The following is a 23,776-nucleotide window of genomic DNA, read 5'->3' on the forward strand; positions in this document are numbered from 1 at the left end:
TCTTCGTACTACCTAGCGGACTCAGCCGTTGTACGGGCCGTAGTCGTAGTCCTCCAGCGGGACGGCCTGGCCGGAGCCGGTGCCGAAGGGCGAGTAGTCGATGTCGTCGTAGCCGACGGCCGAGTACATCGCGGCCTTGGCTTCCTCGGTCGGCTCGACCCGGATGTTGCGGTAGCGGGCGAGGCCCGTACCGGCCGGGATGAGCTTACCGATGATGACGTTCTCCTTGAGGCCGATCAGGGAGTCGGACTTGGCGTTGATCGCCGCGTCCGTCAGAACCCTGGTCGTCTCCTGGAAGGACGCCGCCGACAGCCAGGACTCGGTCGCGAGCGAGGCCTTGGTGATACCCATCAGCTGCGGACGGCCGGAGGCGGGGTGACCGCCCTCGGTGACCACACGACGGTTCTCGGTCTCGAACTTCGACCGCTCGACGAGCTCGCCCGGCAGGAGCTCCGCGTCGCCGGACTCGATGATCGTCACGCGGCGGAGCATCTGCCGGATGATGATCTCGATGTGCTTGTCGTGGATCGACACGCCCTGCGAGTTGTAGACCTTCTGGACTTCGCCGACCAGGTGGACCTGGACCGCACGCTGGCCGAGGATGCGCAGCACGTCGTGCGGGTTGGTGGCACCCATGGTCAGCTTCTGGCCGACCTCGACGTGGTCGCCCTCGCCGACGATGACCTTGGCGCGCTTGGAGATCGGGAAGGCCGTCTCCTCGCTGCCGTCGTCGGGCGTGATGACGATCTTCTTCGTCTTCTCGGTCTCCTCGATCCGCACGCGGCCGGCGGCCTCGGAGATCGGGGCGACACCCTTCGGGGTACGGGCCTCGAAGAGCTCGACGACACGCGGCAGACCCTGCGTGATGTCGTCACCGGCCACACCACCGGTGTGGAAGGTACGCATCGTCAGCTGGGTACCGGGCTCACCGATGGACTGGGCGGCGATGATGCCGACCGCCTCACCGATGTCGACCAGCTTGCCGGTGGCGAGCGAGCGTCCGTAGCAGAAGGCACAGGTGCCGACCGCGGACTCACAGGTCAGGACCGAGCGGGTCTTGACCTCCTCGACGCCGTTGGCGACCAGGGCGTCGATGAGGACGTCACCGAGGTCGACGTTGGCCGGCGCGATGACCTTGCCGTCGATGACGACGTCCTCGGCCAGCATGCGGGCGTAGATCGAGGTCTCGACGTCGTCGGCCTTGCGCAGCACGCCGTCCTCGCCGCGAACGGCGATCTTCAGCTTCAGGCCGCGCTCGGTGCCGCAGTCCTCCTCGCGGATGATGACGTCCTGCGAGACGTCCACCAGACGACGGGTGAGGTAACCCGAGTCGGCGGTACGCAGGGCGGTGTCCGCCAGACCCTTACGGGCACCGTGCGTGGAGATGAAGTACTCCAGAACGGTGAGGCCCTCACGGAAGGACGCCTTGATCGGACGCGGGATGGTCTCGTTCTTCGCGTTCGACACCAGACCACGCATACCGGCGATCTGTCGCATCTGCATCATGTTTCCTCGGGCACCCGAGTCAACCATCATGAAGATGGGGTTCGTCTTGGGGAAGTTCGCGTTCATCGCCTCGGCAACCTCGTTGGTCGCCTTGGTCCAGATCGCGATGAGCTCCTGCGTGCGCTCGTCCTTGGTGATCAGACCGCGCTCGTACTGCTTCTGGACCTTCTCGTCCAGCTCCTCGTAGCCCTTGACGATGGCCTTCTTGGCCTCGGGCACGACGACGTCGGAGATGGCCACGGTGACGCCCGAACGGGTCGCCCAGTGGAAGCCGGCCGCCTTCAGGTTGTCGAGCGTCGCCGCCACGATCACCTTGGGGTAGCGCTCCGCCAGGTCGTTGACGATCTCGGAGAGCTGCTTCTTGCCCACCGAGTAGTCGACGAACGGGTAGTCCTCGGGCAGCAGCTCGTTGAAGAGCGCGCGACCCAGGGTCGTCTTCAGACGGAAGCTGTCGCCCGGCTGGAACTCCTGCTCGCCCTCTTCGGCGATCGGGGCCACCCAGCCGCGCGGCGGGATGGTGCCCACCGGGAAGCGGATGTCCACGGCCGACTGGAGAGCCAGCTCGCCGTTGTCGAACGCCATGGTCGCCTCGGCGGTCGAGCCGAACGCACGGCCCTCGCCCTTGACGTCGCGGAGCTCGCCATCGGTGGTGAGGAAGAACAGACCCAGCACCATGTCCTGGGTCGGCATGGTGACGGGACGACCGTCTGCCGGCTTCAGGATGTTGTTCGAGGACAGCATCAGGATGCGGGCCTCGGCCTGCGCCTCTGCCGAAAGCGGCAGGTGCACGGCCATCTGGTCACCGTCGAAGTCCGCGTTGAACGCGGTGCAGACGAGCGGGTGGATCTGGATGGCCTTGCCTTCGACCAGCTGGGGCTCGAAGGCCTGGATGCCGAGGCGGTGCAGCGTGGGCGCACGGTTCAGCAGAACCGGGTGCTCGGCGATGACCTCTTCGAGCACGTCGTAGACGACCGTGCGGCCGCGCTCGACCATGCGCTTCGCCGACTTGATGTTCTGCGCGTGGTTAAGGTCGACCAGGCGCTTCATCACGAACGGCTTGAAGAGCTCCAGCGCCATGGCCTTGGGCAGACCACACTGGTGCAGCTTCAGCTGGGGACCGACGACGATCACGGAACGCGCGGAGTAGTCCACGCGCTTACCGAGAAGGTTCTGACGGAAACGACCCTGCTTGCCCTTCAGCATGTCGCTGAGGGACTTCAGGGGACGGTTACCGGGACCGGTCACCGGACGACCACGACGACCGTTGTCGAAGAGGGCGTCGACGGCCTCCTGAAGCATGCGCTTCTCGTTGTTCACGATGATCTCGGGGGCACCGAGGTCGAGGAGGCGCTTCAGACGGTTGTTGCGGTTGATCACGCGGCGGTACAGGTCGTTCAGGTCGGAGGTCGCGAAGCGGCCACCGTCCAGCTGCACCATCGGACGCAGGTCCGGCGGGATCACCGGCACGCAGTCCAGAACCATGCCCTTGGGCTTGTTGCTGGTCTGCAGGAACGCGGAGACGACCTTGAGGCGCTTGAGCGCACGGGTCTTCTTCTGGCCCTTGCCGGTACGGATGATCTCGCGGAGGCGCTCGGCCTCTTCGTCGAGGTCGAAGGACTCCAGACGCTTCTGGAGCGCCGCGGCGCCCATGCAGCCGTCGAAGTACGTACCGAAGCGGTCGCGCAGCTCGCGGTAGAGCAGCTCGTCGCCCTCGAGGTCCTGGACCTTGAGGTTCTTGAAGCGGGCCCACACCTCGTCGAGGCGGTCGATCTCGCGCTGGGCGCGGTCACGGAGCTGCTTCATCTCGCGCTCGGCACCTTCGCGCACCTTGCGGCGTACGTCGGCCTTGGCGCCCTCGGCCTCGAGCTCGGCCAGGTCGGTCTCGAGCTTCTTGGCGCGGCCTTCGAGGTCCGAGTCGCGACGGTTCTCGATCTGCTGGCGCTCGACGGAGACGTGCGCCTCCAGGGACGGGAGGTCGCGGGTGCGGCGCTCGTCGTCCACGAACGTGATCATGTACGCGGCGAAGTAGATGACCTTCTCGAGGTCCTTCGGCGCGAGGTCCAGCAGGTATCCGAGGCGCGACGGGACGCCCTTGAAGTACCAGATGTGGGTGACGGGAGCGGCAAGCTCGATGTGGCCCATCCGCTCGCGGCGCACCTTGGCGCGCGTGACTTCGACGCCACAACGCTCACAGATGATGCCCTTGAAGCGGACACGCTTGTACTTACCGCAGTAGCACTCCCAGTCCCGGGTCGGACCGAAGATCTTCTCGCAGAAGAGTCCGTCCTTCTCGGGCTTGAGGGTGCGGTAGTTGATGGTCTCCGGCTTCTTGACCTCGCCGTGGGACCAGGTTCGGATGTCGTCCGCGGTGGCAAGGCCGATCCGCAGCTCGTCGAAGAAGTTGACGTCGAGCACTGTGCGTCAATCCCTCTTTCGGGGTCGAGTCTCAATCATGGTCTGAACGGTCCCGGGGATGACGGGGGGCTCTTGAGCGAGCCCCCCGTCAGGCCCGTCAGACCTCTTCGACGCTGCTCGGCTCACGCCGGGACAGGTCGATACCGAGCTCCTCCGCCGCGCGGAAGACGTCCTCGTCGGTGTCGCGCATCTCGATGGACATGCCGTCCGAGGACAGCACCTCCACGTTGAGGCAGAGCGACTGCATTTCCTTGATGAGCACCTTGAAGGACTCGGGAATGCCCGGCTCGGGGATGTTCTCGCCCTTGACGATGGCCTCGTAGACCTTCACGCGGCCGGTCACGTCATCGGACTTGATGGTCAGCAGCTCCTGGAGGGCGTAAGCGGCGCCATAAGCCTCGAGCGCCCACACCTCCATCTCACCGAAGCGCTGGCCACCGAACTGCGCCTTACCACCCAGCGGCTGCTGCGTGATCATCGAGTACGGACCGGTCGACCGAGCGTGGAGCTTGTCATCGACCAGGTGGTGGAGCTTCAGGATGTACATGTAGCCGACCGAAACCGGCTCCGGGAACGGCTCGCCGGAGCGGCCGTCGAACAGACGCGCCTTGCCGGACGGGAGGACCAGACGGTCCCCGTCGCGGTTCGGGATCGTGTGCTCGAACAGGCCGGCGAGCTCGTCCTCACGGGCACCGTCGAACACCGGGGTGGCGACGTTGGTGCCGGGCTCGACGCGGTCGGCGCCGATGGCCTTCAGTCGCTCGGCCCACTCCTCCGCGAGGCCGGAGACGTCCCAGCCGCGGCTGGCGAGCCAGCCGAGGTGGATCTCCAGGACCTGTCCCGGGTTCATTCGGGACGGGACACCCAGCGGGTTCAGGATGATGTCGACCGGCGTGCCGTCCTCAAGGAAGGGCATGTCCTCGATCGGAAGGATCTTGGAGATGACACCCTTGTTGCCGTGGCGGCCGGCGAGCTTGTCACCGTCGGTGATCTTGCGCTTCTGGGCGACGTAGACGCGGACCAGCTGGTTCACGCCCGGGGGAAGCTCGTCGCCCTCCTCGCGGTCGAAGACGCGGACACCGATGACCTTGCCGATCTCACCGTGAGGAACCTTGAGCGAGGTGTCACGCACCTCGCGGGCCTTCTCACCGAAGATCGCGCGGAGCAGGCGCTCTTCCGGGGTCAGCTCGGTCTCGCCCTTGGGCGTGACCTTGCCGACCAGGATGTCGCCGGCGACTACGTCCGCACCGATGCGGATGATGCCGCGCTCGTCGAGGTCCGCCAGGACCTCCTCGGAGACGTTCGGGATGTCCCGGGTGATCTCCTCGGGGCCCAGCTTGGTGTCACGGGCGTCGACCTCGTGCTCCTCGATGTGGATCGAGGAGAGGACGTCGTCCTGCACGAGGCGCTGCGACAGGATGATCGCGTCCTCGTAGTTGTGACCTTCCCAGGGCATGAACGCGACGAGCAGGTTCTTGCCGAGGGCCATTTCGCCCTCTTCGGTCGCAGGACCGTCGGCGAGGACCTGGGACTCGATGATCCGGTCACCCTCGTTGACGATGACCTTCTGGTTGACCGAGGTGCCCTGGTTCGAGCGGGAGAACTTGGCGACGCGGTACGTGGTGTACGTGCCGTCGTCGTTGGCGACGGTGATGTAGTCGGCCGAGACCTCCTGGACGACACCGTCCTTCTCCGCACGGATCGAGTCACCGGCGTCGACCGCACAGCGGTACTCCATGCCGGTGCCGACGAGCGGCGCCTCCGCCTTGATGAGCGGAACGGCCTGGCGCATCATGTTCGCGCCCATGAGGGCACGGTTGGCGTCGTCGTGCTCCAGGAAGGGGATCATCGCGGTCGCGACGGACACCATCTGGCGCGGGGAGACGTCCATGTAGTCGACGTCGCCGCCGGCGATGTAGTCGATCTCGCCGCCACGACGGCGAACCAGCACGCGGTTCTCGGTGAAGCGCATGTCGTCGGACAGGCCGGCGTTGGCCTGGGCGATGACGAAGCGGTCTTCCTCGTCGGCCGTCAGGTAGTCGACCTCGTCGGTGACGACACCGTCGATGACCTTGCGGTACGGGGTCTCGACGAAGCCGAACGCGTTGACGCGGCCGTAGGACGCGAGCGAGCCGATCAGACCGATGTTCGGGCCTTCAGGGGTCTCGATCGGGCACATGCGGCCGTAGTGCGACGGGTGGACGTCTCGGACCTCGAAGCCGGCCCGCTCACGGGACAGACCACCCGGACCGAGCGCCGACAGACGGCGCTTGTGGGTGAGACCCGACAGCGGGTTGTTCTGGTCCATGAACTGCGACAGCTGGCTGGTGCCGAAGAACTCCTTGATGGAGGCGACGACCGGCCGGATGTTGATCAGGGTCTGCGGCGTGATCGCCTCGACGTCCTGGGTCGTCATCCGCTCGCGGACGACGCGCTCCATACGAGCCAGACCCGTACGGACCTGGTTCTGGATGAGCTCGCCGACGTTGCGCAGACGACGGTTGCCGAAGTGGTCGATGTCGTCGGTCTCGACGACGATCGAACGACCCGACTCACCGATGGTCTCGGTCTCACCGGCGTGCAGCTTGACCAGGTACTTGATGGTCGCGATGACGTCGTCGGTGGTGAGCACGCCGGCGTCCAGCGGCTCGTCGGCGCCGAGCTTCTTGTTCACCTTGTAGCGGCCGACCTTCGCGAGGTCGTAGCGCTTCGGGTTGAAGTAGAGGTTCTCGAGCAGCGTCTGAGCGGCTTCGCGGGTCGGCGGTTCGCCCGGACGCAGCTTGCGGTAGATGTCGAGCAGCGCGTCGTCCTGGCCCTGGGTGTGGTCCTTCTCCAGGGTGGCGCGCATGGACTCGTACTCGCCGAACTCCTCGAGGATCTGCTCGGTGGTCCAGCCGAGAGCCTTCAGGAGGACGGTGACGGACTGCTTGCGCTTGCGGTCGATGCGAACACCGACCATGTCGCGCTTGTCGATCTCCATCTCGAGCCAGGCACCCCGGGAAGGGATGATCTTGGCGGCGAAGATGTCCTTGTCGGACGTCTTGTCGATGGAGGAGTCGAAGTAGACACCGGGGGAACGGACGAGCTGCGACACGACGACACGCTCGGTGCCGTTGATGACGAAGGTGCCCTTGTTGGTCATGAGCGGGAAATCGCCCATGAAGACCGTCTGAGACTTGATCTCTCCGGTCTCGTTGTTCGTGAACTCGGCAGTGACGAAAAGCGGCGCCGCGTACGTGAAGTCGCGGTCCTTGCACTCGTCGACCGAGTTCTTCGCCGGCTCGAAACGGTGGTCGCGGAACGTCAGCGACATCGACCCGGAGAAGTCCTCGATCGGCGAGATCTCCTCGAAGATCTCTTCCAGACCGGACTTGGTGGGAACGTCCTGTCCGCTCTCAAGCGCCGACTCGACGCGAGACTTCCAGGCGGCGTTGCCGAGCAGCCAGTCAAAGCTCTCGGTCTGCAGCGCCAGGAGGTTCGGAACCTCGAGGGGCTCCTTGATCTTTGCAAAGGAGATGCGCAGCGGGGCGGTGCTGGCACCGTTGTTCGTATTGGTCGAGGCGTTGCGCGAGGCGGCCAAGAGGGGGTCCTTCCGAGGGCTCGGACTCACTACGCGCGTACCGGTCCCAGCTGACACAGAAGACAAGCGCCCCCCATCTGGTCAAAGGACCAGCTCAGGGCCGTTCAATCAAGTGTGCTCATGCGTGGGCATGCCCCTGGCGACGGGCAGGGGGCAGCTAACAGGCAGCGCAAAGGGTCAGTGTAGCCACTAGGCTCACTGATGTCCAGACCAGGTTTCCGGAAACCGGCAACAGGCCTTCCCCATGTCGTTGAAACAACCTTGCGTCCCGCTCGGCTCCGCATACAGAGCGCGTAACAGTACTGCCCTCTTCGTAGTCGATCCATGCCCGATGTGGACCCGATCCATGCCTCGGATCTCGGATCGGGCCTGTCGATCTCGCGACGGATCTGAGAATTGCGCGCCGCGTCCCGTTCGTCAAGGCCCCCTGCTCCGAGCGGATCACCGAAGGACCCTGCCGCAGAGCAACGATGATCACCCTACTCCCCAACGAGACCGGGGCAAGTCAGGCACTCCGAGTACGCCAAAGGGCGACCACCCTTACGGGTGATCGCCCCTTGAATGGGGCCCAGGAGGGCCCCAGAGGTGTTACTTGACGGTCACAGACGCGCCGGCAGCCTTGAGGGACTCGGCAGCCTTGTCAGCGGCCTCCTTGGCGACCTTCTCGAGGATCGGCTTCGGAGCGCCGTCGACGAGGTCCTTGGCCTCCTTGAGGCCCAGGGAGGTGAGCTCGCGCACGACCTTGATGACCTGGATCTTCTTGTCGCCAGCGCCCTCGAGGATGACGTCGAACTCGTCCTGCTCCTCAGCGGCCTCGGGGGCAGCGCCACCGGCGGCGGGGCCGGCAACGGCGACGGCCGCGGCGGCGGTGACGTCGAACTTCTCCTCGAACGCCTTCACGAACTCGGAGAGCTCGATGAGGGTGAGCTCCTCGAACTGAGCGAGCAGGTCTTCCTGGCTGAGCTTCGCCATGATGGGCGATCCTTCCACTAAATCGGCAGGTGCCGGATGTATATAGAGGCGGGCGTAACGGCCCGCTTTGACCCACGCACTAGGCGGCGTGGATCAGTGCGCGAGCCGAATTACTCGGCACCGCCCTGCTCGGCGAGCTTGACGCGAAGCGCTTCCGCAGTGCGGACGAACTTCGACGGCAGCGCCTGGAAGAGCGAGGCAGTCTGAGACTGCTTGCCCTTGAACGCGCCGGCCAGCTTGCTGAGCAGAACCTCGCGGGACTCGAGGTCCGCAAGCTTCTTGATCTCATCGGCGGTGAGCGCCTTACCATCAAGGACACCCGCCTTGATGATGAGGTTCGGGTTTTCCTTGGCGAAGTCACGCAGGCTCTTCGCCGACTCCACCGGGTCACCGGTGATGAAGGCGACCGCGGTGGGACCAGCGAAGTGCTCGTCCAGCGCGGTGATCCCGGCCTGGTTGGCCGCAATCTTGGTCAGCGTGTTCTTCACCACGGCGTACTGGGCGTTCTCACCGAGAGAGCGACGCAGCGTCTTGAGCTGCGCGACGGTGAGACCCCGGTACTCGGTCAGCACGGCGGCGTTCGAGTCGCGGAACTGGTCCGTGAGCTCGGCTACCGCGGCAGCCTTGTTGGGCGTCGGCATAGTGCGTCGGCCTCCTTCCGGGTGATGAGGACCGCTCAGAAGGGGCATAAATACGAAACGCCCCGGCGCAGGCGCCAGGGCGTAGCTCAACCGGAACGAGTCCGGGAACTTTCCTTGAACACCTGCGCAGGACGTCCGTCGTTAGCGGATCCTTCGGCCACCGCCCCCTTGCGGGCACGGCAACGACCAGCGGTCTTTGGCTTCTCCGGAAGAGTACGTGACCGTTCGCCGGTCAGGCAAATCGGTCAGCCCGCCGGCCGGCGGCCGGCCGGGGTCAGGCCCCCGCGCCCGCCCCGCCCATCTCCTTGAGCATCGCGAAGAGGTCGAAGGTCTCGCTGTCGGCCGGGGGCTGCACGGCCGCCGCCGAGCCGTAGTCCGAGTAGTAGGCGTCCAGGTCGATCTTGCCTCCGGCCATCTCCATGGAGACGCTCATGCGGGCCGGGTAGCCGTCCTTGTTGACCCAGAGGTTCGTGTCGTAGCCCTTGAGGCCGGCCTTCCGGACGGTCTCGATCAGCGCCGTGCGGTCGGCCTCGGACAGCACCTTGGAGGACTCGTTGGCGGCGAGCATCTCTTCGAAGCTCAGCGTGCCCTGGTAGTGCTCCGCGCTGACGCCCTCGACCTGCTCGGTGCCGACGTGCTTGAGGTTCTTCGAGTCGAGCAGGAGCGCGATCTGCTGGGCCGGATCCTGGTTCATGCTGCTCATGCCGCCCAGGCCGCCGAGGTCGGCAGGGCCCGCGCCCCCGGCCTTCGCGGCGGCGTCCAGGTCCAGCTTCATCCAGCGCTTGCCGTCCAGCTGCGCGGCGTTCGCGGTGCCCATGTCCATGTACATGACGTTGTTCGCGACCACCATGCGGATGGCTTCGGGGACCTCCCCGCCGCCCGCGGCGGCGAGGTCCTTGAACATCGAGCCCTTCATGGTGATGTCCATGACGGCCGGGTCCCACCCCTGGACCCCGGAAAGCTCCATCGTGCCGCCACCGGCCTTGCTGTCCGCCGGCAGCGACATCGTCATGCGGACCTTGGCCGACTTCGCCGCCGCCGTCTTCTTGTAGGCGGCCTGGACGGCCTCCGCGGGGCTCTGCTTCGCCGGGGCCGGAGACTGCGCCGCGGGCTCGTCCGCGGCCTTCGTGGCGCCGTCCTGACATCCCGCGACGCCGACCATGACGGTGACCGCGGCCACCGAGACACCGGCACGCGTCCATACGGATTTCTTCTTCATTCCCCACCCCTTGGATACGGCACTGCGGAACGATCGCAAACTGCCTGCGCATCGCAGGCAGTTCACTGTGAACCACGTGTGGATCGCCTGTCGAGCAGGTTAGGCGCGGCGCGGCGACGCGCACGGACAAAAAAACCGGGCCCCCCGCCCCCCTGGAAGGGGGCGAAGGGCCCGGATTCGACCGTTCAGCGAGCCGTGAGGCTCAGAGCCCGAGGGCCCGGGGCTGATCAGACCGCGGCCGGGTCTTCCTCGACGAGGAGGTTCCGGGTGCGGTTGGAGTCCAGCAGGATGCCGGGACCCATCGTGGTGCTGAGGGCGGCCTTCTTGATGTAGCGGCCCTTCGCGGCGGACGGCTTCAGACGAAGGATCTCGTCCAGGGCCGCGCCGTAGTTCTCGACCAGCTGCTCATCGGAGAAGGAGACCTTGCCGATGATGAAGTGCAGGTTCGAGTGCTTGTCGACGCGGAACTCGATCTTGCCACCCTTGATCTCGGTGACAGCCTTCGCGACGTCCATCGTGACGGTGCCGGTCTTCGGGTTCGGCATCAGGCCACGGGGACCGAGCACGCGGCCGAGGCGGCCGACCTTGCCCATGAGGTCCGGCGTGGCGACAACGGCGTCGAACTCGTTGAGGCGGTTGCCCTTGGCGATCTCGTTGATGAGCTCGTCGTCGCCGACAATGTCGGCGCCGGCGGCTTCCGCGGCCGCAGCACGGTCACCGGTCGCGAAGACCAGGACCCGGGCGGTCTTGCCGGTGCCGTGCGGGAGGTTCACGGTGCCGCGGACCATCTGGTCGGCCTTGCGCGGGTCTACACCCAGGCGGAAGGCGACCTCGACGGTGCCGTCGAACTTCGTGGTGGAGGTCTCCTTGGCGAGACGGACGGCCTCGAGCGGGGCGTACTGCTTCTCCCGGTCGACCTTGGCGTCCGCAGCGCGGAGAGTCTTGCTGCGCTTCACTTCTGCTCCTGTGTTGTGGCTTCAGGTGTGGAGTCGTGGTGCGGACCAGCGCTTGGCCCTACCACTGTGGTGCTGGGGTGGCTGAATCAGCCTTCGACCGTGATGCCCATCGAACGCGCGGTGCCGGCGATGATCTTCTCGGCCGCGTCGATGTCGTTGGCGTTCAGGTCAGGCATCTTGAGCGTGGCGATCTCGCGAACCTGGTCACGCGTAAGCTTCGCGACCTTCGTCTTGTGCGGCTCGCCAGAGCCCTTCTCCACGCCGGCGCTCTTCAGGATGAGGCGCGCGGCCGGCGGCGTCTTGGTGATGAAGGTGAAGGAGCGGTCGTCGTAGACCGTGATCTCCACCGGCACGACCATGCCACGCTGCGACTCGGTCGCGGCGTTGTAGGCCTTGCAGAACTCCATGATGTTGACGCCGTGCTGACCGAGCGCGGGGCCGACCGGCGGAGCCGGGTTGGCCGCACCGGCCTTGATCTGGAGCTTGATAAGCCCCGTGATCTTCTTCTTCTTGGGAGGCATTGCTCTCTCCGGGTCCTAGTGAGAGTTTTTCGCCGCCAATCCGGTCATCCGGATGGAGGCATACCGCACCACGATAACGGGTATCGGCGCGGGGCAGAAAACCGAGCAGGTCAGACCGCCCGCAAGCGGGCAATCTGACCTGTCCGGAAGCGTGTGCCAGAAGGCTGTGGATCAGTTCTTCTGGATCTGGTCGAAGCTGAGCTCGACCGGGGTCTCGCGGCCGAAGATCTCGACGAGACCCTTGACCTTCTTCGAGTCCGGGTTGATCTCGTTGATGGTCGCCTGCAGCGTCGCGAACGGGCCGTCGGTGACGGTGACCGAGTCGCCGACCTCGAAGTCCAGGACCTCGATGGCGCGCTTGACGGCGGGCGCCGGCAGACCGGCCTCTTCCGCTGCCAGCTTGGCGGCCTTCTCCTGCAGCTCCGGAGCGAGCATCTTGACGATCTCGTCCAGGGTCAGCGGGTACGGGTCGTACGCGTTGCCCACGAAGCCGGTGACACCGGGGGTGTTGCGGACGACGCCCCAGGACTCGTTCGTCAGATCCATGCGGACGAGAACGTAACCGGGCAGCTTGTTCTGCCGGACGTTCTTGCGCTCGCCGTTCTTGATCTGGACGATCTCTTCCTCGGGCACCTCGGCCTGGTAGATGAAGTCCTCGACGTTGAGCGAGACGGCGCGCTGCTCCAGGTTGGCCTTCACGCGCTTCTCGTAGCCGGCGTACGTGTGGATGACGTACCACTCGCCGGGCAGGAGGCGCAGCTCTTCGCGCAGGGCCTGGATGGGGTCGACGGGCTCGGCGGGCTCGGCGTCGGCGGCCTCGACGGCCTCCGCGTCATCGGCCTCGGCGGCGTCCTCGTCGTCGGAAGCCTCGACGGCCTCGTCCTCGTCGGTGCCCTCGGAGTCGGCGGCCTCTTCGGCGTCGTCAGCCTCTTCGGCGTCGTCGTCCTCGGAGTCGGCCTCGGCGTCGATCTCGCCCTCGACGTGCAGCGCGGCCTCTTCGGCGGCGACACCCGCCTCGGCGTCGGCGAGCTCGGCCTCGTCCGGGTCCACAGCGTCTGCAGCCTCGACGATGTCGAGCTCGTCCTCGACGGACTCGACGGAGTCGGGGCTCACGTTCAGGTTCGGGTCAGACACGGTGGCTGCTTCTTCCTGGATACAAAAGGTGGTCGAACATGCGAAAACGGGCGGCACCCATCAAGGCGCCGCCCTCCGCGGGGATCAGCCGAAGACGAACTTGATGGCTTCCTGGAACCCATAGTCAATCACGGTCACCAGACCGATCATGATGACGACGAAGACAATCACCACAGAGGTGTACGTCGTCAGCTGGTTGCGAGTGGGCCAAACAACCTTGCGGAGTTCCGCGACGATCTGGCGGTAGAACAGCGCGAGACGACCCAGAGGGCCCTTCTTGCCGCGCTTGCCGCCCTTGCGGGCCTTCTTCTCGCGAGTGTCATCCTCGGCGTCAGGCATGTCGATGGAGCCCAGGGCGTCCGTCACGTCTCTCACCTGAATCCGGGTCGTGGCCGTAGCCGCGCCCGGTTGCGCCGCACGGCACTGCATCTAAGTACGTACCTGCGCACACACATCCGAAGAAGGAGTGTGGAGCAGGGCCGGAGGGACTCGAACCCCCAACCGCTGGTTTTGGAGACCAGTGCTCTACCAATTGAGCTACGACCCTTTGCGTCCCTCAACCTACCGCATCCAGGCGAGTGCACGGTGTGCTCGCGCTCTGCAGCGGTCGACGAGGGCCAACGACGGTTGAGTGTACGTGGTCCGGGCCCTGACGTCGAACAGCACCGTCCGCAGAGCGTCCGTCCGGTAACTGAAACAGAGTGCGGGGCTCGTTTGACGTCTGGGACGATTGGCCGCATGACCTCTGAAACGCCTTCCGCCGAGCGCCGCGTATCCGCCCGTATCGGTGCCATCTCCGAGTCCGCCACCCTCGCCGTCGACGCCAAGGCCAAGGCCCTCAAGGCCGCCGGGCGTCCGGTGATCGGTTTCGGAGCGGGTGAGCCCGACTTCCCGACCCCGGACTACATCGTCGACGCCGCGGTCGAGGCCTGCCGCAACCCCAAGTACCACCGCTACACGCCGGCCGGCGGTCTGCCCGAGCTGAAGGCCGCCATCGCCGCGAAGACGCTGCGCGATTCCGGCTACGAGGTCGACGCTTCCCAGGTCCTCGTGACCAACGGCGGCAAGCAGGCGATCTACGAGGCGTTCGCGGCCATCCTGGACCCGGGCGACGAGGTCATCGTCCCGGCCCCGTACTGGACCACGTACCCGGAGTCGATCCGTCTCGCCGGCGGTGTCCCGGTCGAGGTCGTCGCCGACGAGACCACCGGTTACCGGGTCTCCGTCGAGCAGCTGGAAGCGGCCCGCACCGAGCGCACGAAGGTCGTCCTCTTCGTCTCCCCCTCGAACCCGACCGGCGCCGTCTACTCCGAGGCCGACGTCGAGGCGATCGGCCGCTGGGCCGTCGAGAAGGGCCTGTGGGTCCTGACCGACGAGATCTACGAGCACCTGGTCTACGGCGACGCGAAGTTCGTCTCGCTCCCGACGATCGTTCCCGAGCTGGCCGACAAGTGCATCGTCGTCAACGGCGTGGCCAAGACGTACGCCATGACGGGCTGGCGCGTGGGCTGGGTCATCGGCCCGAAGGACGTGGTCAAGGCCGCGACCAACCTCCAGTCGCACGCCACCTCCAACGTCTCCAACGTGGCCCAGGTCGCGGCGCTGGCCGCCGTCTCCGGCAACCTGGACGCCGTCCACGCGATGCGCACGGCATTCGACCGCCGCCGCCAGACGATGGTGCGGATGCTGAACGAGATCGACGGCGTCTTCTGCCCGACCCCCGAGGGCGCGTTCTACGTCTACCCCGCGGTCAAGGACATCCTCGGCAAGGAGATCCGCGGCAAGCGCCCGCAGACCTCCGTCGAGCTCGCCGCGCTGATCCTGGACGAGGCCGAGGTCGCGGTCGTTCCGGGCGAGGCCTTCGGCACCCCCGGCTACCTCCGCCTCTCCTACGCCCTGGGCGACGAGGACCTGGTCGAGGGCGTCTCCCGCATCCAGAAGCTCCTGGCGGAGGCCAAGGCCTAGGCCTTGGCCTCAAGCGGCCCGCAGCCCGACCTGAGCGGCGGCTCCCCCCGGGGGGAACCGCCGCTCAGGCGTTCGCGGCACCCTCCGGCCCCCCGGATTTACGTTCGGGCAAGGACCCGTTCAGGGAATCGGGCTGCCGATCGGGTGACAAGTGCGGCAGGATCGGCGAATGGAGCACGTACGCGATCTCACGCTTCTGCCGAAAGCCCACCTCCACCTGCACTTCACCGGCTCGATGCGCCCGTCGACCCTGCTGGAGCTCGCCGACAAGTACGGGGTACGCCTCCCGGACGCCCTCACCTCCGCCGAGCCACCGAAGCTCCGCGCCACCGACGAACGCGGCTGGTTCCGCTTCCAGCGGCTCTACGACGCCGCCCGCTCCTGCCTGCGCGAGCCCGACGACATCCGCCGCCTGGTCCGCGAGGCCGCGGAGGAGGACGTGCGCGACGGCAGCGGCTGGCTGGAGATCCAGGTGGATCCCACTTCCTACGCCCCCCTCCTCGGCGGGATGATCCCGGCCGTCGAGATCATCCTCGACGCCGTGGACGCCGCCTCCCGCGAGACGGGCCTCGGCATGCGCGTGGTCATCGCCGCCAACCGCATGAAGCACCCCCTCGACGCCCGCACCCTGGCCCGGCTCGCCGTGCGCTACGCCGACCGCGGCATCGTCGGTTTCGGCCTCTCCAACGACGAGCGCCGCGGCATGGCCCGCGACTTCGACCGGGCCTTCGCCATCGCCCGCGAGGGCGGACTGCTCGCGGCCCCGCACGGCGGCGAGCTCACCGGCCCGTCCTCCGTCCGCGACTGCCTCGACGATCTGCACGCAGCCCGCATCGGGCACGGCGTACGGGCCGCCGAGGATCCCCGCCTGCTCAAGCGGCTCGCCGACCGGCAGATCACCTGTGAGGTCTGCCCGGCGTCCAACGTCGCCCTCGGCGTCTACGAACACCCCGAGGACGTCCCGCTGCGCACCCTCTTCGAGGCCGGGGTGCCGATGGCCCTGGGTGCGGACGATCCGCTGCTCTTCGGGTCCCGGCTCGCGGCCCAGTACGAGATCGCCCGCGAGCACCACGCCTTCACGGACGCGGAGCTCGCCGAGCTGGCCCGCCAGTCGGTGCGCGGCAGCGCCGCTCCCGGCGACGTGCAGGAGAAGCTGCTGGCCGGGATCGACGACTGGATCGCCTCGTAGCGGGCGGTGCGCGTCAGCGTGTGAGCCGCAGGTCGCCCTCGTGGCAGTCGGCCCGCACGCGGGCTCCGTCCGGGAAGCCGATCTCCAGGTGGGTGCGCCCCTGCGCGGGCAGCGCGAACTCGGCGACCGACTCCACGGTCTCGCCGAGGTGGCGCAGGAAGGGGTGGTCGCCGAGGTCCTCGCCGACCTCGATGCGGCCCCACTCCCCCATGTCGTAGGGCTCGTGCGGCGCCTCGGATTCCACGATGAGGCAGGCGTCGGACCCGGTGGTGATCCGGGTGGACTCCCCGTCGCTGTCGAGGAGCCATACGTCGAGGGGTGCCTCGGAGCGTTCGCCGTCGCTGATGTGCCAGGACGCGACGACTCTTCTGATCGTGCGTCCCACCAGCCGGGTGGGGTCCGTACCGGCCCCGTGCAGGGGACAGAGCATGGGCGGGCCGGGGCTCCTCAGATGCTGACGCCGACCGTCACCGGCTCGTTGACCAGGGTGACGCCGAAGGCCGCGTGGACGCCCGCGACGACCTCGCGGGCCAGGGCGAGGAGGTCTTCGGTGGTGGCCTCGCCCCGGTTGGTGAGGGCGAGGGTGTGCTTGGTGGAGATGCGGGCGGGGCCGTCGCCGTAGCCCTTGGTGAAGCCGGCCTTGTCGATCAGCCAGGCCGCGCTGGTCTTCGTACGGCCCTCCCCGGCGGGGTACGCGGGCGGTGCGGTCTCGGGGCCGAGCCGCTCCTGGGCGCGGGCGAGGAAGGCGGCGTACGCCTCGTCGCCGAGGATCGGGTTGTGGAAGAAGGAGCCGGCCGACCAGGTGTCGTGGTCGGCGGGGTCGAGGACCATGCCCTTGCCGGCGCGCAGCCGCAGGACGGTCTCGCGGGCCTGCGCGGCGGGCACCCGGTCGCCGGCCTCGACGCCGAGGGCGCGGGCCGTCTCGGGGTACTTGACCGGTGCGGACAGGCCGCCCGCGTCCTCCAGGGCGAACCGGACGCGCAGGACGACGTACCGGTCGGGCTGGTGCTTGAAGAGGCTGTCGCGGTACGAGAACGCGCACTCGGCGGCCGGGAGCGTGACCGTCTCCCCGCGCGTGCGGTCGTAGGCGACGACCTCGGTGATCGTGTCGCAGACCTCCTGGCCGTACGCCCCGACGTTCTGGATCGGGGTGGCGCCGGCCGAGCCGGGGATCCCGGCGAGGCATTCGATGCCCGCGAGCCCGGCGTCGACCACGCGGGCGACGGCCTCGCTCCAGTTCTCACCGGCCGCGAGCTCCAGCCGGGTCCCGTCGAGCGCGAACCCGGTGGTCGCGATCCGCAGGGCGGTGCCGTCGAAGCCCTGGTCGCCGATGACCAGGTTGCTGCCGCCGCCGATGACCAGGAGCGGGGTGCCGCTCTCGTCCGCGGCGCGCACGGTGGCGACGACCTCGGCGTCGGTGGTCGCGGTGACCAGCCGGGCGGCGGGGCCGCCGAGCCGGAAGGTGGTCAGCGGGGCGAGGGGGGCGTCGTGGAGTTCCTGCACGTGGACAAGAGTACGGTCCGCGTCCCTCCGACCAGGCGGGGCCACGGACCGTACGCGTACCGCAGGGCCGTACGGGGCCTCGACGGCCCGCCTCAGCCGCGCTCCGACTCCTGCTCCGTTCCCCGCTGCTCCGCCTGTTCGGCGAGGCGGCGCTCCGCCTCGGCCCAGCCGATGGGGAGCTCGCTCGCCGGTACGGTCCAGAAGACGAACCCGGCCTCCTTCGTATAGGCGGCGGCCGCCCGGGAGCTGGAGCGGTGCGGTTCGCTGCCCGCGAAGCGGTAGAGGGCGTCCCGGTCCTCCCAGGCGGACAGGGTCAGGAAGGTGCGGTGCAGGACCCGGGCCCGCAGGGCGACCCCGTGGGCTCCGGGGGCCTTGCGCATCTGGCGGACGATGCCGGGCGACCTGAGGAAGAACCTCAGGGCTCCGGTCAGGCTCGTGGTCTCGAAGCGGGAGGCCATGACGTAGACCTCGGCGCCGGGTGCGGGCCGGGTGGGCGTGGACCAGGGGATGTCGGGCATGACGGGCCTTTCCTCACTGGTGACGTGTCGTACGGGACTTCGTGCGGGGCCGCGGCTGCGGTTCCCCCGCCGGCCGCCGCGCGGGCACCGGCCGGCGAGCGGGACCCGCTCAGACGGCCACCTTCTCGGGGGCGTGCCCGTCGGCCGGGGCCTCGCCCCGGTCGTCCGCCGGCCGGTCCGCCGTCGGCGGGGCCGCGGCGGCCCGGGCCTTCTCCTCGGCCCGGCCGGGCAGCAGCAGTGCCAGCGCGGCCGCCACGGCGACGGCCGCGCCGCCGATCCAGAGGGCGGGGACGGTGCCGTCGGTGAAGGACTGCCCGGACTGGTAGCCGCCCTGGGCGGAGAAGACGGAGGCGAGGACGGCGACGCCGAGGGCTCCGCCGACTTCGCGCAGGGCGCTGTTGGCTCCGGCGGCCTTGCCCTGGTCGGCGGGGGCGACGGTGGACATGAGGGCGTTGGAGGCGGGAGCGAAGAACAGGCCCATCCCGATGCCGCTGATGATCATCGCCGGGAGCTGGTCGGCGTAGGAGACTTCGGTGCCCAGGATCACGGCGAACCAGCCGAGACCGATGGCCTGGAGCGCCAGCCCGGCGACCACGACGGGCCGGCTGCCGATCCGGTCGGAGAGGATCCCGGAGATCGGGGCGACGATCATGGGCATGGCGGTCCAGGGGAGCATGCGCAGCCCGGCTTCGGTGGGCGAGTAGCCGAGGACGCTCTGGAGGAACTGGCTCAGCAGGAAGATCGAGCCGAACATCCCGACGAACATCAGCAGGCTCGCCATGTTGATGCCGAAGAAGCCGCGGTCGCGGAAGAGCCGCATGGGCAGCACCGGGTTGGCGTTGCGGAAACCGTGGAGGACGAACCCGCCCACGAGCGCGGTCCCCACCAGCAGTGCGGTGAGCACGGAGGGGCTGGTCCAGCCGTGCGCGTTGGCGTTGACCAGCCCGTAGACGACGCCGAAGAGCCCGCCGCTGATGAGCACGGTGCCCGGGACGTCGAGCTTCGCGTGCGGGGCGGTGGACTCGCCGAGCCGCATCCGGGAGAGCGGCATGAGCGCCAGTCCGACCGGGACGTTCAGCCAGAAGATCCACTGCCAGGAGATGTGCTCGGTGAGGCTGCCGCCGATGAGCGGCCCGCTCGCGACGGCGAGGCCGGTGAGTGCTCCGTAGATGCCGAGGGCCATTCCGCGCCGGGCGGCGGGGACGGCGACGGTCAGCAGCGTGAGCGAGAGCGGCATCATGATCGCCGCGCCGACTCCCTGGACGGCTCGGGCGGCGATGAGCTCGTCGATGCCGGGCGACAGGGCCGCGGCGGCGGACGCGACGGTGAACACGGCGGTACCGGCTATGAAGAGCCGCCGGCGGCCGAACCGGTCACCGAGGGCCGCGCCGAACATGAGCAGGACGGCGAAGGTGAGCGTGTACGCGTTCACCGTCCACTCCAGGTCCTCCAGCTTGCCGCCGAGGTCCTCGCGGATGGAGGGGAGCGCGGTGGTGACGACGAGGTTGTCGAGCGCGGCCATGAAGCTGGCGGCCCCGGTGATGACGAGGGCCCAGACCGCGGGCCCGCGAAGCTTGGTGTCCTGCACGATTTCCCCCAAAACTAGTTATTGATCACTAACTTCAACGGACAGACGTGTGCCCTGCGCGGGCCGACTCGCGGACGCGGAGGGAGGGAGAGGGGTGGAGCCACGAAGCCATGGACGGACGGCCGTACTCGGCCGCACTCGCCCATACCGCGCTACTGAGCCCGGCCGTCCGGGTACAAGCCTTCCCAGACCCGGTGCTCGGGAGGGAACCCCATGGCGGACAGGGTGTTGATGAGCATTCCGTACGCGAGGAAGCTGGTCGTCTCCTTCACGTCCCCCCCGAGCGGCACGTGCAGGGTGTCCCACAACTCCATCCAGGCGGCCCGCACCATCTCGCCGAACTCCGGCTCCCCGGCAGCCTCGGCGGCGGCGACGGTCACGTACGTCTGGAGCAGCATCTGCAGCTTGTCGGGGTGCTCGGCGATCAGGTTCATGTACGCCGCGCTCATCGCCTGGACCGCATCCTCGCCCTGGAGGCCCTTGCCGGCCTCGTCCAGGACGAGCCGGATGTCCTCCATGCAGCGAGCGGCGGCGGCCAGGAAGATGGCCTGCTTGTTCGGAAAGAGCCGGAACAGGTACGGCTGGGACACCCCGACCCGCCCGGCGATCGCCTCGGTGGAGGTCCCGTAGTACCCGCCCCGCGCGAACTCGCGCATCGCCGCCAGGATGACGCTCTCGCGCCGCTCTTCCGCACTCATCCTTGCCATGCTGCAAAGTTAGTACTCAATCACTAACTTGACAAGCCGCACCCGGAGCGAGCAACAAAGAAGGCTCTGACCTGCGAGTTTCCTCGCCGGCCAGAGCCTTCCTCGTCACGCCTGAGCGCATGGGACCCCAGTGGCTCCCAGGGGACCCCCGGGACCCGGGGGTGGTCCGCTCCTACGCGAGAGCGACCACCGCGCGCGACATCCCCAGCACCTTCTGCCCGGCGCTCATGGCCGTCAGGTCGACCCGCACCCGGTTGTCGTCCAGCTTCGCCGCGACCTTGGCCGTGACCTCGATCAGCGCGCCCTGCCCGTCGTTCGGGACGACGACCGGCTTCGTGAACCGCACCCCGTACTCGACGACCGCGCCCGGGTCGCCCACCCAGTCGGTCACCACGCGGATCGCCTCGGCCATGGTGAACATGCCGTGGGCGATCACGTCGGGCAGTCCGACCTCGGTGGCGAACTTCTCGTTCCAGTGGATCGGGTTGAAGTCACCCGACGCACCCGCGTACCGCACCAGCGTCGCCCGCGTCACGGGGAAGGACGCCGCCGGCAGCTCGGTGCCGACCTCGACGTCGTCGTACTGGATCTGAGCAGCCATCTCAGGCCTCCTCGGGAGCGGAACCGGCGGCGGCGGGAGCGGCGGCGGGCTCGGGCGCCCGGGAGACGAGCTTCGTCCAGGCGGTCACCACGTGCTCGCCGGACTCGTCGTGGACCTCACCGCGGATGTCGATGATGTCGTTGCCCGCGAGCGACTTGACGGCCTCGATGGTCGAGGTCACCGTCAGCCGGTCACCGGCCCGCACGGGGCGGGTGTACGCGAACTTCTGGTCCCCGTGCACGACGCGGCTGTAGTCCAGCCCCAGCTGCGGGTCGGCGACGACCTGACCGGCCGCCGCGAACGTGATGGCGAACACGAAAGTCGGCGGGGCGATCACGTCCTGGTGACCGAAGGCCTTGGCTGCCTCGGGATCCGTGTACACCGGATTGGCGTCACCCACGGCGACCGCGAATTCGCGGATCTTCTCCCGGCCGACCTCGTACGGATCGGTGGGCGGGTAGCTCCGCCCCACGAAGGACTGGTCGAGCGCCATGACTCCCTACCTCCTTGTTGAAACGATCTGTCGAAACGACACAAGGCCGCCCCCAGTGAAGGGGACGACCTCATGACGGTAAGACTGTGCCTGTTGTACGAGACTTCGCCAGGTGTTAGCGGGTCTCGCGGTGCGCGGTGTGCGAGTTGCAACGCGGGCAGTGCTTCTTCATCTCAAGACGGTCCGGGTTGTTACGCCGGTTCTTCTTGGTGATGTAGTTCCGCTCCTTGCACTCCACGCAGGCCAGCGTGATCTTCGGGCGGACGTCGGTGGCAGCCACGTGAGTGCTCCTTGACGGACAATTGGACGGATGAACGCATAAAAGAGTAGCCGATCGGGAGACCGACCCCGCAATCGGCTACTGTGTGTAGCGGCGACCGGACTTGAACCGGTGACACAGCGATTATGAGCCGCTTGCTCTACCGACTGAGCTACGCCGCTTTGATGAGATCCGCTCCCCACCCGAGGGTGGGGAACCTCTCTCACCAGAGCCCCAATGCGGAATCGAACCGCAGACCTTCTCCTTACCATGGAGACGCTCTACCGACTGAGCTATTGGGGCGAGCGAGGAAGACATTACACGGTCGTCCGCCGATCGCCCAAATCCTTTGCGGGGCCTGGGCTCCGAGCACCACCGCCGCCTTTCCCGATCCGCGCGAAACGCGTCTCCGGCCCCTCTCCGGGCACCTTTCACCCCGAAAGGTGTCAGGCATCACACCCGCGCTCACCCGAGTTGCACCCTGCGTCACCACGAAGGCCCCGCCCGCCCCCGGAGGAGATCCCGGAGCGGTCCACCCAGACGCACCGGTACGACTATTGCCCTCTTCCGCGAAGCGGGCACCCCTGCCCCCTAGGCTCTGAGCACGCTGCGTGATCTTGGGCCGCGGGCCGCGGCCACGGCCCCAGGAACCGCCCGAGCCACCGCAGGAGCGCGATGTCCGACAGCCAGCCGCAGCAGCCGTCCCCCTCCCCGCGCAACCGCCCCGGCAGCGGCCAGGGGCAAGGCCAGGGGCACCGCCCCGAGAGCGCCCAGGGCAGCCCGGGGCCGGCGGCCCCCGAGTCCACCACCCTGCTCCTGACCGGCGCCCGCCTCACCGACGGCCGCGCCGTCGACGTCCGCCTCGGCGGCGGCCGGATCCAGGCCGTCGGGACGGCCGGCAGCCTGCCCGCCGCCGCGGGCGCCCGCGTCGACCTCACCGGCTACCTGCTGCTCCCCGCCCCCGCCGAGCCCCACTCCCACGGGGACACCGCACTGACCGCGGACAGCGAGGGGCCCGTCTCCTACGCCCCCGACGAGGTGCAGCGCCGCGCCACCGAGGCCGCCCTGCTCCAGCTCGGGCACGGCGCCACGGCCGTGCGGTCCCACGTCCGCATCGGCGACGTGCACGGCCTGGGCCCCCTGGAGGCCGTGCTCCAGGCCCGCCGCTCCCTGCGCGGGCTCACCGATCTCACCACCGTCGCCGTACCCCGGCTGCTGACCGGGGTCGCCGGGGCCGACGGGCTCGCCATGCTGCGGGACGCCGTGAAGATGGGCGCCTCCGTCATCGGCGGCTGCCCCGACCTCGACCCGGACCCCACCGGCTTCCTCGAAGCCGTACTGGAACTCGCCTCCGAGCACGGCTGCCCCGTCGACCTGCACACCGACGGAGACGACCCCGCCCGCCTGTCCCGGCTGGCGGCCATGGCCGGCGGGCTGCGGCCCGGGGTCTCCATCGGGCCCTGCGGGGGTCTGTCCCGGCTCCCGCTGGACGTGGCGTCCCGGGCCGCCGACCAGCTGGCGGCCGCCGGCGTACGGGTGACCTGCCTCCCCCAGGGCGACTGCGCGGCCCTGGAACGGCGGGGCCTGCGCACCGCCCCCGTCCGGCTGCTGCGCGCCGCCGGGGTCCGTGTCGCGGCCGGCAGCGGGGCCCTGCGCGACGCGGGCAACCCGGTCGGGCGCGGGGACCCGCTCGAAGCCGCGTACCTCCTGGCCTCCCAGGGCGGTCTCCGCGCCACCGAGGCCTACCACTCGGTGGCCGGCGCCGCCCGCGAGGCGATGGGCCTGCCGGAGGTGCGGGTGGAGGCCGGCTTCCCGGCGGAGCTGCTCGCCGTGCGCGGGGAACGGATCGCGAGCGTGCTGTCCCTCGCGTACAGCCGGATCGTGATCCACCGCGGGCGGGTGGTAGCCCGGACGAGTGCCGTACGGGAGTACTGCGACTCCGCCGTGGCTGTGGCCCTGGACCTGCCCCGGCAGGGCCGTATGGAGCCCGGCCCCTGAGGGTTCACCAC

General features: G+C 68.4%; 20 protein-coding genes and 3 tRNA genes. 3 read left to right on the forward strand and 20 right to left on the reverse strand.

The window, feature by feature from the left end:
• Positions 1 to 21: 21 nt before the first annotated feature.
• The 10 genes from ABZY57_RS02445 to ABZY57_RS02490 all read right to left on the reverse strand — a co-directional run bounded on the left by ABZY57_RS02445 (position 22) and on the right by ABZY57_RS02490 (position 13,491).
• A complete protein-coding gene (locus ABZY57_RS02445; RefSeq protein WP_243333344.1) occupies positions 22 to 3,921 on the reverse strand; it encodes a DNA-directed RNA polymerase subunit beta' in 3,900 nt (1,299 codons plus the stop codon).
• 97 nt (positions 3,922 to 4,018) lie between these two features.
• Positions 4,019 to 7,501 (reverse strand): DNA-directed RNA polymerase subunit beta, encoded by a 3,483-nt coding sequence (gene rpoB / locus ABZY57_RS02450; protein WP_254387396.1) that lies wholly within the window; start codon positions 7,499 to 7,501, stop codon positions 4,019 to 4,021.
• 588 nt (positions 7,502 to 8,089) lie between these two features.
• Positions 8,090 to 8,473, reverse strand: coding sequence for a 50S ribosomal protein L7/L12 (gene rplL, locus ABZY57_RS02455; protein ID WP_266880604.1), 384 nt, complete (start codon positions 8,471 to 8,473; stop codon positions 8,090 to 8,092).
• 110 nt (positions 8,474 to 8,583) lie between these two features.
• On the reverse strand, positions 8,584 to 9,114 hold the full coding sequence (gene rplJ / locus ABZY57_RS02460) for a 50S ribosomal protein L10 (RefSeq protein ID WP_356507313.1): 531 nt from the start codon (positions 9,112 to 9,114) through the stop codon (positions 8,584 to 8,586).
• Between the two features lie 274 nt (positions 9,115 to 9,388).
• On the reverse strand, positions 9,389 to 10,333 hold the full coding sequence (locus tag ABZY57_RS02465; RefSeq protein ID WP_356507315.1) for a hypothetical protein: 945 nt from the start codon (positions 10,331 to 10,333) through the stop codon (positions 9,389 to 9,391).
• A gap of 227 nt (positions 10,334 to 10,560) precedes the next feature.
• A complete protein-coding gene (gene rplA / locus ABZY57_RS02470) occupies positions 10,561 to 11,289 on the reverse strand; it encodes a 50S ribosomal protein L1 (RefSeq protein ID WP_243333339.1) in 729 nt (242 codons plus the stop codon).
• An 86-nt stretch (positions 11,290 to 11,375) separates the two neighbouring features.
• On the reverse strand, positions 11,376 to 11,810 hold the full coding sequence (gene rplK, locus ABZY57_RS02475; RefSeq protein WP_053682632.1) for a 50S ribosomal protein L11: 435 nt from the start codon (positions 11,808 to 11,810) through the stop codon (positions 11,376 to 11,378).
• Between the two features lie 171 nt (positions 11,811 to 11,981).
• Positions 11,982 to 12,944 carry a transcription termination/antitermination protein NusG gene (gene nusG, locus ABZY57_RS02480; protein ID WP_356507318.1) on the reverse strand — a complete coding sequence of 321 codons (963 nt, stop codon included), beginning with the start codon at positions 12,942 to 12,944 and terminating at the stop codon, positions 11,982 to 11,984.
• Positions 12,945 to 13,028: 84 nt separating this feature from the next.
• A complete protein-coding gene (gene secE, locus ABZY57_RS02485; RefSeq protein ID WP_243333337.1) occupies positions 13,029 to 13,310 on the reverse strand; it encodes a preprotein translocase subunit SecE in 282 nt (93 codons plus the stop codon).
• 108 nt (positions 13,311 to 13,418) lie between these two features.
• Positions 13,419 to 13,491, reverse strand: a tRNA-Trp gene (locus ABZY57_RS02490).
• A 191-nt stretch (positions 13,492 to 13,682) separates the two neighbouring features.
• On the opposite strand from ABZY57_RS02490, the gene ABZY57_RS02495 reads away from it, so the two are divergent.
• Together ABZY57_RS02495 and ABZY57_RS02500 are read left to right on the forward strand one after the other, a co-directional pair.
• Positions 13,683 to 14,909, forward strand: a complete 1,227-nt coding sequence (locus ABZY57_RS02495) for a pyridoxal phosphate-dependent aminotransferase (protein WP_356507321.1) — start codon at positions 13,683 to 13,685, stop codon at positions 14,907 to 14,909.
• A 169-nt stretch (positions 14,910 to 15,078) separates the two neighbouring features.
• Entirely contained in the window at positions 15,079 to 16,098 is a 1,020-nt protein-coding gene (locus ABZY57_RS02500) for an adenosine deaminase (protein ID WP_356507323.1), read from the forward strand.
• A gap of 13 nt (positions 16,099 to 16,111) precedes the next feature.
• Here the strand turns inward: ABZY57_RS02500 and ABZY57_RS02505 are convergent, their stop codons facing one another.
• From ABZY57_RS02505 to ABZY57_RS02550, 10 genes are all read right to left on the reverse strand, one after another.
• Positions 16,112 to 16,528, reverse strand: a complete 417-nt coding sequence (locus ABZY57_RS02505) for a hypothetical protein (protein WP_356507325.1) — start codon at positions 16,526 to 16,528, stop codon at positions 16,112 to 16,114.
• 17 nt (positions 16,529 to 16,545) lie between these two features.
• Complete coding sequence (locus ABZY57_RS02510; RefSeq protein ID WP_356507327.1) at positions 16,546 to 17,601, reverse strand: UDP-N-acetylmuramate dehydrogenase; 1,056 nt, start codon at positions 17,599 to 17,601, stop codon at positions 16,546 to 16,548.
• A 92-nt stretch (positions 17,602 to 17,693) separates the two neighbouring features.
• Entirely contained in the window at positions 17,694 to 18,119 is a 426-nt protein-coding gene (locus ABZY57_RS02515) for a DUF3291 domain-containing protein (RefSeq protein ID WP_356507329.1), read from the reverse strand.
• Between the two features lie 109 nt (positions 18,120 to 18,228).
• Positions 18,229 to 19,710 (reverse strand): DHA2 family efflux MFS transporter permease subunit, encoded by a 1,482-nt coding sequence (locus tag ABZY57_RS02520; RefSeq protein WP_356507415.1) that lies wholly within the window; start codon positions 19,708 to 19,710, stop codon positions 18,229 to 18,231.
• 149 nt (positions 19,711 to 19,859) lie between these two features.
• Positions 19,860 to 20,414 carry a TetR/AcrR family transcriptional regulator gene (locus ABZY57_RS02525; protein ID WP_356507331.1) on the reverse strand — a complete coding sequence of 185 codons (555 nt, stop codon included), beginning with the start codon at positions 20,412 to 20,414 and terminating at the stop codon, positions 19,860 to 19,862.
• Positions 20,415 to 20,586: 172 nt separating this feature from the next.
• Positions 20,587 to 21,015: a MaoC family dehydratase gene (locus tag ABZY57_RS02530; RefSeq protein ID WP_243333324.1), complete on the reverse strand. Its 429-nt coding sequence runs from the start codon at positions 21,013 to 21,015 to the stop codon at positions 20,587 to 20,589.
• A gap of 1 nt (position 21,016) precedes the next feature.
• On the reverse strand, positions 21,017 to 21,508 hold the full coding sequence (locus ABZY57_RS02535; RefSeq protein WP_356507333.1) for a MaoC family dehydratase N-terminal domain-containing protein: 492 nt from the start codon (positions 21,506 to 21,508) through the stop codon (positions 21,017 to 21,019).
• Positions 21,509 to 21,623: 115 nt separating this feature from the next.
• Positions 21,624 to 21,788 (reverse strand): 50S ribosomal protein L33, encoded by a 165-nt coding sequence (gene rpmG / locus ABZY57_RS02540; protein WP_003956487.1) that lies wholly within the window; start codon positions 21,786 to 21,788, stop codon positions 21,624 to 21,626.
• Between the two features lie 88 nt (positions 21,789 to 21,876).
• Positions 21,877 to 21,949: transfer RNA gene (locus tag ABZY57_RS02545), tRNA-Met, on the reverse strand.
• 48 nt (positions 21,950 to 21,997) lie between these two features.
• A tRNA-Thr gene (locus tag ABZY57_RS02550) sits at positions 21,998 to 22,070 on the reverse strand.
• A 372-nt stretch (positions 22,071 to 22,442) separates the two neighbouring features.
• Between ABZY57_RS02550 and ABZY57_RS02555 the strand changes: the two genes are divergently transcribed.
• Positions 22,443 to 23,765, forward strand: a complete 1,323-nt coding sequence (locus ABZY57_RS02555) for an amidohydrolase family protein (RefSeq protein ID WP_356507335.1) — start codon at positions 22,443 to 22,445, stop codon at positions 23,763 to 23,765.
• Positions 23,766 to 23,776: the final 11 nt, after the last annotated feature.

It is taken from the genome of Streptomyces sp. NPDC006450 (assembly GCF_040612195.1).
Classification (GTDB): domain Bacteria; phylum Actinomycetota; class Actinomycetes; order Streptomycetales; family Streptomycetaceae; genus Streptomyces.

Coding starts and splice junctions, on each gene's coding strand:
- rplL (WP_266880604.1), bottom strand. CDS start 8,473: ATGGCGAAGCTCAGCCAGGAAGACCTGCTCGCTCAGTTCGAGGAGCTC.
- rplJ (WP_356507313.1), bottom strand. CDS start 9,114: ATGCCGACGCCCAACAAGGCTGCCGCGGTAGCCGAGCTCACGGACCAG.
- ABZY57_RS02465 (WP_356507315.1), bottom strand. CDS start 10,333: ATGAAGAAGAAATCCGTATGGACGCGTGCCGGTGTCTCGGTGGCCGCG.
- rplK (WP_053682632.1), bottom strand. CDS start 11,810: ATGCCTCCCAAGAAGAAGAAGATCACGGGGCTTATCAAGCTCCAGATC.
- ABZY57_RS02495 (WP_356507321.1), top strand. CDS start 13,683: ATGACCTCTGAAACGCCTTCCGCCGAGCGCCGCGTATCCGCCCGTATC.
- ABZY57_RS02500 (WP_356507323.1), top strand. CDS start 15,079: ATGGAGCACGTACGCGATCTCACGCTTCTGCCGAAAGCCCACCTCCAC.
- ABZY57_RS02505 (WP_356507325.1), bottom strand. CDS start 16,528: ATGCTCTGTCCCCTGCACGGGGCCGGTACGGACCCCACCCGGCTGGTG.
- ABZY57_RS02515 (WP_356507329.1), bottom strand. CDS start 18,119: ATGCCCGACATCCCCTGGTCCACGCCCACCCGGCCCGCACCCGGCGCC.
- ABZY57_RS02525 (WP_356507331.1), bottom strand. CDS start 20,414: ATGGCAAGGATGAGTGCGGAAGAGCGGCGCGAGAGCGTCATCCTGGCG.
- ABZY57_RS02530 (WP_243333324.1), bottom strand. CDS start 21,015: ATGGCTGCTCAGATCCAGTACGACGACGTCGAGGTCGGCACCGAGCTG.
- ABZY57_RS02535 (WP_356507333.1), bottom strand. CDS start 21,508: ATGGCGCTCGACCAGTCCTTCGTGGGGCGGAGCTACCCGCCCACCGAT.
- ABZY57_RS02555 (WP_356507335.1), top strand. CDS start 22,443: ATGTCCGACAGCCAGCCGCAGCAGCCGTCCCCCTCCCCGCGCAACCGC.